Source organism: Vibrio sp. 10N.247.311.49, assembly GCF_041467655.1.
Lineage (GTDB): Bacteria > Pseudomonadota > Gammaproteobacteria > Enterobacterales > Vibrionaceae > Vibrio > Vibrio crassostreae_C.
Map to the genome: position 1 here is coordinate 1 of NZ_JBFSVA010000015.1, position 12,527 is coordinate 12,527.

Sequence of the window (12,527 nt, forward strand, 5' to 3'; positions counted from 1 at the left end):
CCGATAGTACCAACGTTTACGTGCGGTTTCGTACGTTCAAATTTTTCTTTAGACACAATCGTGTTCCTTCCTAGTTATGATTCGCCACGTTCATTATTGAGCGAGACGCGCCAGAAATTGCTATTTTATGCGCCAACTCTCGTTAGCGCAATATTTGGACGCATTGTTCTTTCAAAAAATGAAAAAAAATGCCTTCCTTTTGTTTAACCACGCTCTGCAATGATTGCTTTTGCAACATTGTTAGGCACTTCAGCGTACTCACTAAACTCCATAGAGTAAGAAGCACGACCTTGTGTCGCAGAACGTAAATCAGTTGCGTAACCGAACATGACAGACAACGGAACTTGTGCACGAATTATCTTCAGGCCAGCTGTCCCCTCGTCCATACCTTCGATGATGCCGCGACGACGGTTAATATCGCCAACAACGTCACCCATCCAGTCTTCTGGAGTAGTTACTTCAACTTTCATCATAGGCTCAAGCAGAACCGGTTGCGCTTCAAGTGCACCCGTTCTGAAAGCCATAGAGGCAGCGATTGTAAACGCCATCTCACTTGAATCTGTTTCATGGTAAGAACCATCATATAGTGTAGCTTTGATATCCAAAACTGGATAGCCAGCAAGCACACCATTGTTCATCTGCTCTTCAACGCCTTTAGCAACTGAAGCGATAAACTCTTTCGGTACGATACCATTGGCAATTTCATCCACAAAGACAAAGCCTTCGCCAGCTTCTGATGGTTCTAGTTTCAGCCATACGTGACCGTACTGACCTTTACCACCATGTTCACGGATAAATTTACCTTCCGCTTTCGCTGTACCACGAATAGTCTCACGGTAAGCCACTTGCGGGTTACCAACGTTGCAGTTCACGCTAAATTCGCGCTTCATACGGTCAACGATGATATCTAAGTGTAGTTCACCCATACCAGAAATCAGAGTCTGGCCAGTTTCCGCATCCATATCAACGCGGAACGATGGGTCTTCCGCTGCTAGTTTACCTAGAGCGATAGTCATTTTATCTTGATCAGCTTGAGAGCTTGGCTCTACAACGATCTGAATAACTGGGTCTGGGAACTCCATGCGCTCAAGAACAATCTTATGGTTCTGGTCACAAAGGGTTTCACCAGTAGTCACATCTTTCAGGCCAATGATGGCTGCGATGTCACCTGCTCGTACTTCTTTTACTTCTTCTCGCTTGTTTGAGTGCATTTGAACAATGCGACCTAAGCGTTCACGTTGTTTCTTCACAGAGTTATAAGCTGTTTTACCGCTTTCAACAACACCAGAGTAAACACGGATGAAAGTTAAAGTACCAACGAATGGGTCTGTTGCAATCTTAAATGCTAGCGCTGAGAACGGTTCTTTGTCGTCTGCGTGACGCTCTGCTTCGTTCTCATCTTCATCGATACCTTTAATTGCAGGTACATCGACTGGAGAAGGAAGGAAATCAACAACTGCATCTAGAACAGCTTGTACACCTTTGTTTTTGAATGCACTACCACAAGTAGCAAGTACGATTTCATTATTAAGGGTACGAGTACGAAGACCTTGTTTGATTTCAGCTTCTGTTAGTTCACCTTCTTCAAGGTACTTATCCATCAGCTCTTCATTTGCTTCTGCAGCAGCTTCAACAAGTTCTGTACGATATTCTTCAGCCATTTCTTGCATGTCTGCAGGAATATCTTCGTACGTGAAAGTCATGCCTTGGTCAGCTTCATTCCAGTTAATTGCCTTCATCTTGATAAGATCGACAACGCCTTGGAAGTTTTCTTCAGCACCAATGTTCAGTTGAATTGGAACAGGAGTTGCGCCTAAGCGGTCCTTGATCTGTTCAACTACGCGCAAGAAGTCAGCGCCGGTACGGTCCATTTTATTAACGAAAACCATACGTGGAACTTGGTACTTATCAGCTTGACGCCATACTGTCTCTGACTGAGGTTCAACACCAGATGAGCCACAGAACACAACAACTGCACCATCAAGCACACGCAGAGAACGTTCTACTTCGATTGTGAAGTCAACGTGTCCAGGAGTGTCGATGATGTTAATACGGTGGTCCGAGAACTGAGCTTCCATACCACGCCAAAACGTAGTGGTTGCTGCTGAAGTGATCGTAATACCGCGCTCTTGCTCTTGCTCCATCCAGTCCATGGTTGCTGCACCATCGTGAACTTCGCCGATTTTGTGAGAAAGACCGGTATAGAACAGAATACGTTCACTTGTGGTTGTTTTACCTGCATCTACGTGAGCAACGATACCGATATTACGGTATTGCTCTATAGGAGTTTTACGAGCCACGGTTGAATCCTCTTATTAGAGACTTAGGGACTATTGCTATGTCTAGATTAGGCGTTAAAAGCGATACTTCGCTAAAAATTGCTTGCCCTAGAAATAGCAATAGTTCCTAGCATAAGCATAGGAACTAAAGAAGTGCTGCAAGGAACCTTGCAGCACTAAAAAGGTATTACCAACGGTAATGTGCGAACGCTTTGTTTGCGTCAGCCATGCGGTGAACGTCTTCACGTTTCTTAACCGCAGTACCTTTGTTCTCAGACGCGTCTAGCATTTCAGCCGCTAGGCGTTGAGCCATAGATTTTTCACCACGCTTACGCGCAGCTTCAACTACCCAACGCATAGCAAGAGCGTTACGGCGAACCGGACGAACTTCTACAGGTACTTGGTAAGTTGAACCACCTACACGGCGAGATTTAACTTCTACCGCTGGGCGAACATTTTCAAGAGCTTCTTCAAATACAGCTAAGTGGTCTTTACCAGACTTCTCAGCCATTGAATCTAGTGCAGTGTAAACGATTTTTTCTGCAGTAGATTTCTTTCCGTCAACCATAAGGATGTTAACGAATTTTGCCAGCAATTCAGATTTGAACTTAGGATCTGGAAGGATCTTACGCTGACCTATTACGCGACGACGTGGCATGGATATTCTCCGTTGTCTTCTTCAGGTTTTTTCCAAAACTTTTCAGAATAATAAATAAAATAGTGTTTGGCCTTACTTAACGATTTCTTTTTAAAAAAGAGAATCAATTAAGACTTAGGACGTTTCACACCGTACTTAGAACGACCTTGTTTACGGTCGTTAACGCCAGCACAGTCAAGTGCGCCGCGAACAGTGTGGTAACGAACACCCGGAAGGTCTTTTACACGACCGCCACGGATTAGTACAACACTGTGCTCTTGTAGGTTGTGGCCTTCACCGCCGATGTACGAAGTTACTTCGAAACCGTTAGTTAGACGTACACGACATACTTTACGTAGTGCCGAGTTAGGTTTTTTAGGTGTAGTAGTGTAAACACGAGTACATACACCACGTTTTTGTGGGCACGCTTCTAGTGCAGGCACGTTGCTTTTAACAACTTGCTTTACACGAGGTTTGCGAACCAACTGGTTAATAGTTGCCATTAACTAGCTCCTGAAATTTACTTGAAAGTAAGCTTTGTGAAAAATCTATCCCTAATCACAAGTCGTAATTAGGGACGCAAAATTCTATTCAGCAGTGGGAGGTGTGTCAAGAAATATACAGATCTTTTTTAGCCGTCTAGAGCTCAGGATGGTCTAATTTTAACCAAACTGATAAAAGACGCTTACCAAGTCACTGATTTGTCGCTCAAAACCGTCAGTTTAACGAAGCCATCGAAGTCAACTTGATCAATGGTACTTGAGACAAGTAGTTGTAAACCTCGGCTATCGAGATCTGGTTTTAACACCGACACCTGCTCTACTGCGCAGATTTGAGTGAATAACTCATGATTGGGAAGGCAAACATACACCGCATCTTCCACCAAAAGATACTGATCTTGTGGCTGAGAATAGGTCAATGCGAGTTTAAGTTTGTCGACTGATTTTACAATATGAAGCATAGCGTCCCCTAGAAAGTCAGTATCTGTTGGCACTGAGCTAACTTCTGCGTTAACTCGTCGGCTTCAACGGTGGTCACATCGATCAGCAGGTTGTCTGCTGAAAGACCAAACTGACTCAGACTACGCTGACACACATACACCTGTTCGATGTCGTACAGGTCCATAAGTTTGAATGCAGAGATGTAGTCACGCGATAGTGTTTCGTCGGGCTGCTGCGCTTTGAGAAGCTGTGTCACGCCATCGCCAACAAAGAACACGGCAATGTCTTCACTATATGCGGACGCAGCAAGCAGGGCGTCTAACCCTTCTCTACCCGCAGCGGTCGTATGAGGGAAACTGTTAAATATAAAGGCTAACTTTCTCAAAACTGCACAACCCTATCTTGCGTTAGTAGCGCTTCCGATAAGCTCCCTAATCCGGCTTGAGTAAATCCAGTGGCTAGGTTAGAGGCACTTAGTTGATGTTGCTCTGCTTCTTCAGAGCTAATCACTCCGCGTCTTAGCGCAGCTGCCACACAGGTTTCAAGGCTAACATCGTGTTCATCAGCCAGCTTTTGCCAAGCAGAAGCTAAATCAAATTCATCGTTAGCCGGTACGGTAAGGTCTGAGCCGTTACTCACGCCATCTTGATAGAAGAACACACTGTGAAGTTTGTGGCCCTGTTTAATCAGAGCCACGGCAAACTGGTAGGCACTTCTTGCTGACTGTGAGCCATAGACTGGCCCATTCACTAGGAGTGTATAGCTTAGCAACCCTCTTCATCCTCTGTTTTACGTTGGCGGATGTATAGGTACACGGTGTGCTTAGAGATGTTCAGTCGCTCAGCAACGCGGTTGATCGCGTCTTTAATATCGAAAATACCTTTGTCGTACAGCTCCATCACGATCTGACGGTTCTTAGTATTGTTCGATACCGATTTGTCAGCGTTAATTTCTTCAATGGTGCGTTCAACCGTTTGGTCGACAAGTTCTTCAACGTCACTAGCGAAGTTAACCGATGATGCGGCTTCGTCTGCGTCTTGTGTAGGCATGAACGATTGCAGCACTTGTGAGAATGGCGCGTCTAGATTCACGTTAATACACAGTAGGCCAATCACTCGGTCTTCACCGTTGCGGATAGCAACCGTGATCGACTTCATCAACACTCCGCCTTTAGCGCGAGTGAAGTATGAACGTGAGAAGTTACGCTTAGAACCTTCAATATCTTTTAGCATCTTCAATGCAAGATCGGTAATCGGCGAGCCAACCTGACGACCTGTATTTTCGCCGTTGGCAATTTTAATCGCAGAAGTATTGAGGTCTTCTAAAGAGTGCAAAACGATTTCACAAAACGGACCAATAAGGCTCGCAATACCGTCAACAACGGCCTCATAAGATCTTAGAATGATTTTATCGTGTTCACTGAATGGCATAACGTGGACTGATTCCATTTCAAGTAACACATCTGCATTGACTGTTTCTGTAGTAGTCACTTATTCCTTACCTTCGTGTGAAAAATCAACAAATTTATGTAAGTTTATCAGAAAATTTTAATTGCACACCTAGCTAACATTGCAACTAGTGATTTAGAACAAGTTTAAAAATCAAATACTCATCTTCAAATCATAAAAAAAGCCTAACTCAAAGTTAGGCTTTTTATTCAATCAACGTATTTTAGTACGAGGCTTTTAACCGATATTACTGTGCAGGAGCTGCTTCAGCGTTATCGATGTTTAGTAGTTCTACTTCGAATACTAGCGTTGAGTTAGCTGGGATAGTCGGTGTGTCTTGCTCACCGTATGCTAGCTCTGGCGGGATAACGAACTTGTACTTAGAACCAACTTGCATCAGTTGTACGCCTTCAGTCCAGCCTGGGATTACGCGGTTTAGTGGGAATGTTGCTGGTTCGCCACGATCGTAAGAGCTGTCGAACTGAGTACCGTCTGTTAGCGTACCTTTGTAGTGTACTTGAACGGTATCAGTGTCTTTTGGAGAAGCGCCTTCACCAGCAGTCATTACTTGGTAAAGTAGACCAGATTCAGTTTGCTTAACGCCTTCAGTTTTAGCGAACTCAGCGCGGAAGTCATCACCGGCTTTCTTCACTTCTGCAGATTTTTCTGCCGCTTGTGCTTGCATCGTTTCAGCAACACGCTTGTCTAGAGCTTCAAGAGCTGCGCGAGTTTCTTCTTCGTTAAGTGCTGTTTTCTCTGCGAATACGTCTTCGATACCTTGAAGAACCATATCTTTGTCTAGGTTGATACCTAGCTCGCTTGGCTTATCAATGCTTGTGCTTAGGTAGTTAGCGAAAGATACACCGATTGCGTAAGCCGCTTTGTCATCTTCTGTTTTAAAGTTTACTGCTTCAACTTTAACTTCTTCTACCTGTGGAGCTTCTGCCTTTGGTTCTTCTTTCTGACAACCAACTGCTAGCATAACCGTTGCGGCAAGCAGTGATACTTTTAAAACTGATTTCATTGAATTCTCCAATTAATGGCCAAGCCATTGGTTATTGTGCACAAATCTAATGATTAGATTGGTGTGAATACGTTAGTTATAACAATATACTAGTCATATGTCTTTCGACACAAACCGGATTATTAGATGTGATGCGAATATTTTTCCACTCATTGCTATGTACAATTGTCATCACCTTGTTAAATGGTTGCTTTTTCTTCCAAGATGATGAGCAGCGTTGGGAAATTGAGCCCAATGGTGCCACCAGCTTTGCACTCAGCAGAGATGGACGCTTCGCCCTGCTCTACTCTCAGCAAAAGCAACTGCTCCTTTGGGACCTCGCCGAAGACCAAGAGTTGGCTCAGCTTGGTCCACAAGACCAGTTAGAAAACCAAGTATCGCGTATCCGTATCTCGGACAATGGCCGTTTTGCCATTACCGCTAGCCAGATGAACTTCGCCGTTTGGGACTTATCTTGGACTCAAGCACAAGGGCTCTGGTCTATCTCCGACGGCTTGATTCGCGATGTCGATATCTCTAGCAATGGTGAAAAAGTACTGCTTGGCCTTTCTAATGGAAAAGCCATCTATGTGGACTTAGTCACCGGACGCCGTCTGGAGTTCCTTGCTCACCGAGAAAAAGTGAATTCAGTCTCCCTCTCTTCTAATGGCCGCTACGCATTATCAGGCGGCAACGACTACAAAGCTTACCTTTGGGATACCGAGTCGGGCTTGGTGTTGCGCACCTTTGAGCATGAACAAAGAATAGTACGAGTCGCGCTACAACGCGATGGTGAACTGGCTTTTACCTCTGATGGCGGCAATCAAGCGATGATTTGGGATCTTGAAACGGGCGAACCTCAAGCGCAATTGCAAAGCTGGTCTCGACAGTTGATTTTCTCGAGTGCGCGTTTTTCTGATGACGGTAGTATGTTGGTGACGGGCACACCATCCAGCCAAGTGAGTGTGTGGAATACTCAGGATGGCAAGCGAATTTCTCGCCACGATGCTGAGCCATTAAAAGATGCTCGCCCTCCTCGTGCGGTAGTGTATGATGCAGCCTTTGATGATAAGAACCGTGTGATATCGGGCACCTCTGCGGGCATTGCCCAAGCTTGGAATGTGGATTAAGAACGATGACAGAAAAGCGAGTTGAACAACTAGAAAGCCGCGTAAATGACCTAGAGTGTCAGCTAGCTTTCCAAGAACAGACCATTGAAGAACTCAATGAAGCGCTTAGCCAACAACAAATGTTAATCACGAGAATGCAAGATCAGATGAAGTTCGTGGTTGGCAAAGTAAAAAATATGGATGGCTCTAATCTAGCTGACGCATCAGAAGAGACGCCACCTCCACACTATTAAGTGCGGTTCAAAATAACCAATTAAATCTAACGACGCATATCGTTAGTTTCTCGTCCTCAATGTGTAAACACATTTCAGGACGGGACATAGAAAACTAAGAGGGCGACAGATACTTATCTGTCGCCCTTTTGTTTATTTCATCTCAGTGAATAAGCTAAAGCCAATTAAGCCGATACCAACTTAGTCGTCGGCATAAATCTTCACTTCAACACGACCTTGAGTATCAACGCTTGCACGATACATTCCTGAGCTGTTCATACCAAAATGTATATCGCCTTGGCCATCGATAGCGATCAAGCCACCTTCTCCACCCATGGTTTTCAATTCACCTTGAATGATCGTTTCACAAGCGGTGTGCACATCTTCTTTCAGATAACGCATTCGTGCTGCGACATCACTGGCGACCATTTTACGTAGGAAGAACTCACCCATCCCGGTTGTTGAGACGGCAACATTGCCATTTTCAGCGATGGTTCCTGCACCAATGATCGGAGAGTCACCCACACGACCGTATTTCTTATTGGTCACGCCACCGGTACTGGTTGCTGCCGCTAAGTTACCCGCTTGGTCTAATGCGACCGCACCAACCGTGCCGTACTTTTTATCGTCAGGGTATTTCTCAGCTTGCTGCTGATCATATTTCGCTTCAGACAGAGCAAAGATGCCTTTCTCTTTCATCGACTGAAGTTGGTCATAGCGGCGCTCAGTAAAGAAGTAGTCTTGCTCGGTAAAGGTGTAGTCATGCTCAAACGCAAACTTCTCGGCACCTTCACCAATCAGCAACACATGGTCGCTTTTCCGCATCACATCACGTGCAAGCTCAATTGGGTTTTTGATATGGCGAACGCCTGCAATAGCACCTGCATCCATTTCGCGGCCATGCATCACAGAAGCGTCCATCTCAACAAATTCATCATGCGTTAAAACAGAGCCCCTACCGGCATTAAAGTGCGGGCTGTCTTCCATCACCTTAACCGATGCCACTACCGCATCCAGAGCATCACCACCCGATTGCAATATTTGATAACCAGCCAAAACCGATTTTTCCAAAGCCTCGGTAATACCCGCTTTTAATTCATAGCTCATTTGCTCGCGCAAGATGGTTCCTGCACCACCATGAATGGCAATTGAAAAAGGCTGTGACATACAAACTCTCCACTGACGTCGTCTTATAATGTTGTGCTATCAATACCACATCCATGGTTCGATGTCTGATAACGAAAACCAAACTTTTACGAATGCTTAGATTTGCGGACACTTAGTTTGGTAGAGAAAAGCGAGGTCAAAAAGCGAGACTCCTAAACGCAAAAAGCCTCCACAAGGGAGGCTTTCAAGATTCTTAAACTAAACCGTTAATTCGGTATTAGTGAGAACCACAGCTACCGCCGCCGCAGCAGCCGTCTTTTTTCTCTTCACCGTGGTCATGGCCTTCGCCACCACAGCAACCGCCTTCGTGGTCATGATCGTGGTCGTGACCGCCACAGCCGCCTTCTTGGTGTACGTGACCGTGTTGAACTTCTTCTTCAGTCGCTTCACGAACCGCTACAACTTCAACGTCAAACGTTAGAGTTTGGCCAGCTAGCATGTGGTTACCATCAACAACAACTTCGTCGCCATCTACTTCAGTAACTTCAACTGGGATTGGACCTTGGTCAGTATCAGCTAGGAAACGCATGCCAACTTCGATTTGCTCAACACCTTGGAATACGTCTGCAGGAACACGTTGAACTAAGTCATCGTTGTGCTCGCCGTAAGCGTCTTCTGGAGTAACCGTTGCTGAGAACTTGTCGCCAGCTACTTTGCCTTCAAGCTCTTTTTCAAGACCTGTAATTAGGTTGTTGTGACCGTGAAGGTAATCTAGTGGAGCTTCTGCAGTTGATTGGTCAACTACTACACCATCTTCAAGTTTCACTTGATATGCAACACTAACTACTACGTTCTTTTCAATTTTCATGAGAGCTCCAAGGAGGTTTGGACTAAGCTCGAACAGTTGAGCTTAGGAAAAATTCTGTACCGGGATATTATGGGGATCAATTAACGAAACTCAATCATTCTGGCTTAAAAATACCGATCATTTCTTGATTCGCGTGTTCAGATTTCTCTACAGTTTTCGGTTTACGCTGTTCTGTGAAGTCACAATCGACACATTCCACCAGCTCGATATTATTTTCAATCCACCAACGGAGTGTGTCTTGAGTACTGCAACTTGGGCAGCTTGCCCCTGCGATAAAGCGTTTTTTCTGTTTCACGTTCATATCCTTTACTGCTCTGGATTCGCGGTTCTTCCCACTCACTTTATTGATAAGTTAAGCAGAGACCGCGTTTATTATTAGGTTAGTTCTATAGTCTGTTATTTCTATGCCCAAGCTCTATTTCTAAGCTCAAGCATGAGTTATCACTTCAAGCTACTGCCAATAGTTTCGAGATTGGTGATCGTTTTCCATCTCGTGTCCAAAGATCTCTTCAAGTTCTTTACGAGCCTCTTTCGCTCTTTGGGCTAACTCGGCATCTTCGTTATGCTGAGGCAGCAACTCTTTCAGCATACCATTATCCAACTTTCTAAAGTGTGCTTCTGCTCGCTTCGCTTTATATGGATGCATGCCAAGTTCAGTCAATGTTTGACGACCTAAATCCAATGCTCCAAGGAAGGTTTCACGCGAATAGTTACTCACACCGTGGTTAAGTAGTTGATACGCTTCAACACGGCTTCGTGCACGCGCCAAGATCTTTAAGCGTGGGAAGTGCTGCTTACATAAATCGACGGTTTTCATGATTTCATCAGGGGAGTCAGTACACAACACAATCGCCTCTGCTTTATCAGCACCGGCTGCGCGTAATAGCTCTAGGTGAGTCGAGTCTCCGTAAAACACCTTGTAGCCGAACTTTCTAAGGATGTGTATTTGGCTGGCATCACTTTCAAGGACAGTGATACGAATCTTGTTGGCATACATCAGACGACCAATGATCTGACCAAAACGACCAAAGCCCGCAATAATCACTCGAGGGCTGCGATCAACCACATCCGAAGACATCGCACTTTCACTGATTTGATTAAGCTGACGTGCAAAGAATCGGTCTTGCAGTTTAAGCATCAATGGCGTGGTCACCATCGACAAACTCACAACCACCAGTAAGAACGACACTTGTTCGCCGCTTAAGATACCTTGAGCACTCGCCGCGGTAAAAATAACGAAAGCGAACTCACCACCTTGGCTGAGAATCATCGCCATGCGACTACGGGCTTTGGCTTGAGTACCGAAAATACGAGCTAGCCCATACAGCACTAAGCCTTTCAAAACCACGAGAGCTAATACAGCAATCAGTATCGCGAATGGGCTTTCAGCAAGTAAACCTAAATTTACCGCCATACCCACAGAGATGAAGAACAGACCAAGCAACAACCCTTTGAATGGGTCAATCGCAATTTCAAGCTCATGTCGATATTCACTTTCAGCTAGAAGCACGCCCGCTAGGAAAGTACCCAATGCCATCGACAAGCCAATCTGTTGCATGATGACGGCAATACCAATCACAAGTAACAACGCTGCAACAGTAAATAGCTCACGCACACCACTCATAACGACGTAGCGGAACAAAGGCCTCAATAAGAAGTGGCCACCGACCAGCAGACCAATCACACCACCCAGCATCCAAAGCATGTCCGCCCAGCTGCCGCCTGTATTACCTGCTAGCAAAGGTAGCATTGCTAGCATAGGGATTACTGCAATATCTTGGAAAAGTAACACTGCAAAGCCAGACTGCCCCGCTTCTTTACCACCGAGTTCACGCTCTTCAATAACCCGCAACGCGATTGCGGTCGAAGACAAAGCTAAGCCCATACCTATCACTAGGCTAGTTTGCCACGTTAAACCGAACATACAGGCGATGGCGGTAATAATCAGGGTGGTGATCAGCACTTGCGCGCCACCCAGCCCGAGAATGGGGGCTCGCATCTGCCACAATTTTTTCGGGTTAAGCTCTAAGCCAATCAGGAAGAGCAGCAGTACTACCCCGAATTCGGAGAAGTGCAGAATCGCCTCTACGTCACTGATTAAGCCAAGTCCCCAAGGGCCAATCGCGACACCAGCTAACAAGTAACCGAGTACTGAACCCAAGCCAGCTCGCTGCGCGATAGGAACCGCAACCACAGCAGCCGCTAAAAATATAACGCTACTTTGTAGAAAATCATTAGTCAGAGCCATCATCTGCTCCTATATCTTGTAGCGGGTCTCGCAACCAATTTCGATACGCTTCTGCGTGTTGGTAACGCGTCATATCCGAGACATTTCTAGCCCAATGTAAAACTAAAGGTGACATCCAGTGCATCTGGCACAAAGCGGCAGTTAGCTCAAACGGTTGCAAGATCTCTTGTAAGGGATACTTATTATAGCCTGCAGCACCAAACGCCTCTTCTTTACCACCCGTGGTGATAACACTGCGCCAATGCTTACCCTTAAGTGCACTTTGCTCACCAAACGCAAAGCCCTTGCCTAATACTCGATCAAACCACTCCTTCAATAACGAAGGACAAGAATACATAAACAGAGGATGCTGGAACACAATCACATCGTACTGCAGAAGCAGTTCATGCTCATAAGGCACATCAATAAAGAAGTCAGGATAGAGGGCATAAAGATCGTGGATTTTAACATTCCCAAGCGACTCTATCTTTTTAACCATGATCTGGTTAGCGATAGAGGTTTGCGGCTCTGGGTGCGCATAGATCACTAATACCTTTGGCACGGGTTTGTCTATCGAGGGAGTAATACTCATTCCTTTGAAACATTCCTTTAAGGGCTAAACGGTGGCAAGGCCACTAGAATTTAAATAAAAGTTATTAATATGTTATTGGCATC

16 protein-coding genes are annotated in these 12,527 nt (G+C 45.3%); 3 read left to right on the top strand and 13 right to left on the bottom strand.

Annotation, left to right across the window (positions count from 1 at the left end; all coding sequences use genetic code 11):
* The coding region (locus tag AB6E54_RS14935; RefSeq protein WP_210439060.1) for a hypothetical protein at nucleotides 1-207 on the top strand (207 nt) is incomplete at its 5' end.
* On the opposite strand, the gene fusA is transcribed toward AB6E54_RS14935, so the two are convergent.
* From fusA to fkpA, 8 genes are all read right to left on the bottom strand, one after another.
* A complete protein-coding gene (gene fusA, locus AB6E54_RS14940) occupies nucleotides 204-2,300 on the bottom strand; it encodes an elongation factor G (protein ID WP_017061101.1) in 2,097 nt (698 codons plus the stop codon). The two genes, AB6E54_RS14935 and fusA, sit on opposite strands and share 4 nt — an antisense overlap.
* A 166-nt stretch (nucleotides 2,301-2,466) precedes the next feature.
* A complete protein-coding gene (rpsG, locus tag AB6E54_RS14945) occupies nucleotides 2,467-2,937 on the bottom strand; it encodes a 30S ribosomal protein S7 (protein ID WP_010435163.1) in 471 nt (156 codons plus the stop codon).
* Between the two features lie 107 nt (nucleotides 2,938-3,044).
* Entirely contained in the window at nucleotides 3,045-3,419 is a 375-nt protein-coding gene (rpsL, locus tag AB6E54_RS14950) for a 30S ribosomal protein S12 (RefSeq protein ID WP_004737194.1), read from the bottom strand.
* 182 nt (nucleotides 3,420-3,601) lie between these two features.
* Complete coding sequence (tusB, locus tag AB6E54_RS14955) at nucleotides 3,602-3,877, bottom strand: sulfurtransferase complex subunit TusB (protein WP_372057610.1); 276 nt, start codon at nucleotides 3,875-3,877, stop codon at nucleotides 3,602-3,604.
* Nucleotides 3,878-3,885: 8 nt separating this feature from the next.
* The gene (gene tusC, locus AB6E54_RS14960) at nucleotides 3,886-4,242 is read right to left on the bottom strand and encodes a sulfurtransferase complex subunit TusC (RefSeq protein WP_017063710.1); all 357 of its coding nucleotides are present in this window, start codon (nucleotides 4,240-4,242) and stop codon (nucleotides 3,886-3,888) included.
* Complete coding sequence (gene tusD / locus AB6E54_RS14965; protein WP_017063709.1) at nucleotides 4,239-4,628, bottom strand: sulfurtransferase complex subunit TusD; 390 nt, start codon at nucleotides 4,626-4,628, stop codon at nucleotides 4,239-4,241. The genes tusC and tusD overlap by 4 nt, the downstream gene beginning before the upstream one ends.
* A complete protein-coding gene (locus AB6E54_RS14970) occupies nucleotides 4,622-5,347 on the bottom strand; it encodes a transcriptional regulator (RefSeq protein ID WP_004729851.1) in 726 nt (241 codons plus the stop codon). The genes tusD and AB6E54_RS14970 overlap by 7 nt, the downstream gene beginning before the upstream one ends.
* 205 nt (nucleotides 5,348-5,552) lie before the next feature.
* The gene (gene fkpA / locus AB6E54_RS14975; protein ID WP_017061105.1) at nucleotides 5,553-6,329 is read right to left on the bottom strand and encodes an FKBP-type peptidyl-prolyl cis-trans isomerase; all 777 of its coding nucleotides are present in this window, start codon (nucleotides 6,327-6,329) and stop codon (nucleotides 5,553-5,555) included.
* A 131-nt stretch (nucleotides 6,330-6,460) separates the two neighbouring features.
* Here fkpA and AB6E54_RS14980 point away from each other — a divergent pair, with 131 nt between their 5' ends.
* Both AB6E54_RS14980 and AB6E54_RS14985 read left to right on the top strand, forming a co-directional pair.
* Nucleotides 6,461-7,438 carry a WD40 repeat domain-containing protein gene (locus tag AB6E54_RS14980; protein WP_372107248.1) on the top strand — a complete coding sequence of 326 codons (978 nt, stop codon included), beginning with the start codon at nucleotides 6,461-6,463 and terminating at the stop codon, nucleotides 7,436-7,438.
* Nucleotides 7,439-7,443: 5 nt separating this feature from the next.
* Nucleotides 7,444-7,671: a SlyX family protein gene (locus tag AB6E54_RS14985; protein ID WP_009848930.1), complete on the top strand. Its 228-nt coding sequence runs from the start codon at nucleotides 7,444-7,446 to the stop codon at nucleotides 7,669-7,671.
* 180 nt (nucleotides 7,672-7,851) lie between these two features.
* Here AB6E54_RS14985 and AB6E54_RS14990 read toward each other — a convergent pair whose 3' ends face one another.
* The 5 genes from AB6E54_RS14990 to kefG form a co-directional block, all read right to left on the bottom strand.
* The gene (locus AB6E54_RS14990; RefSeq protein ID WP_017066209.1) at nucleotides 7,852-8,817 is read right to left on the bottom strand and encodes an isoaspartyl peptidase/L-asparaginase family protein; all 966 of its coding nucleotides are present in this window, start codon (nucleotides 8,815-8,817) and stop codon (nucleotides 7,852-7,854) included.
* A gap of 217 nt (nucleotides 8,818-9,034) precedes the next feature.
* On the bottom strand, nucleotides 9,035-9,625 hold the full coding sequence (gene slyD, locus AB6E54_RS14995) for a peptidylprolyl isomerase (RefSeq protein ID WP_017063705.1): 591 nt from the start codon (nucleotides 9,623-9,625) through the stop codon (nucleotides 9,035-9,037).
* A 94-nt stretch (nucleotides 9,626-9,719) separates the two neighbouring features.
* Nucleotides 9,720-9,920 carry a YheV family putative zinc ribbon protein gene (locus AB6E54_RS15000; protein ID WP_019825339.1) on the bottom strand — a complete coding sequence of 67 codons (201 nt, stop codon included), beginning with the start codon at nucleotides 9,918-9,920 and terminating at the stop codon, nucleotides 9,720-9,722.
* A 156-nt stretch (nucleotides 9,921-10,076) separates the two neighbouring features.
* Nucleotides 10,077-11,873: a glutathione-regulated potassium-efflux system protein KefB gene (gene kefB, locus AB6E54_RS15005; RefSeq protein ID WP_372107209.1), complete on the bottom strand. Its 1,797-nt coding sequence runs from the start codon at nucleotides 11,871-11,873 to the stop codon at nucleotides 10,077-10,079.
* Nucleotides 11,860-12,444, bottom strand: coding sequence for a glutathione-regulated potassium-efflux system ancillary protein KefG (gene kefG / locus AB6E54_RS15010; protein WP_372107210.1), 585 nt, complete (start codon nucleotides 12,442-12,444; stop codon nucleotides 11,860-11,862). Before kefG ends, kefB begins: the two co-directional genes overlap by 14 nt.
* Nucleotides 12,445-12,527 lie beyond the last annotated feature (83 nt).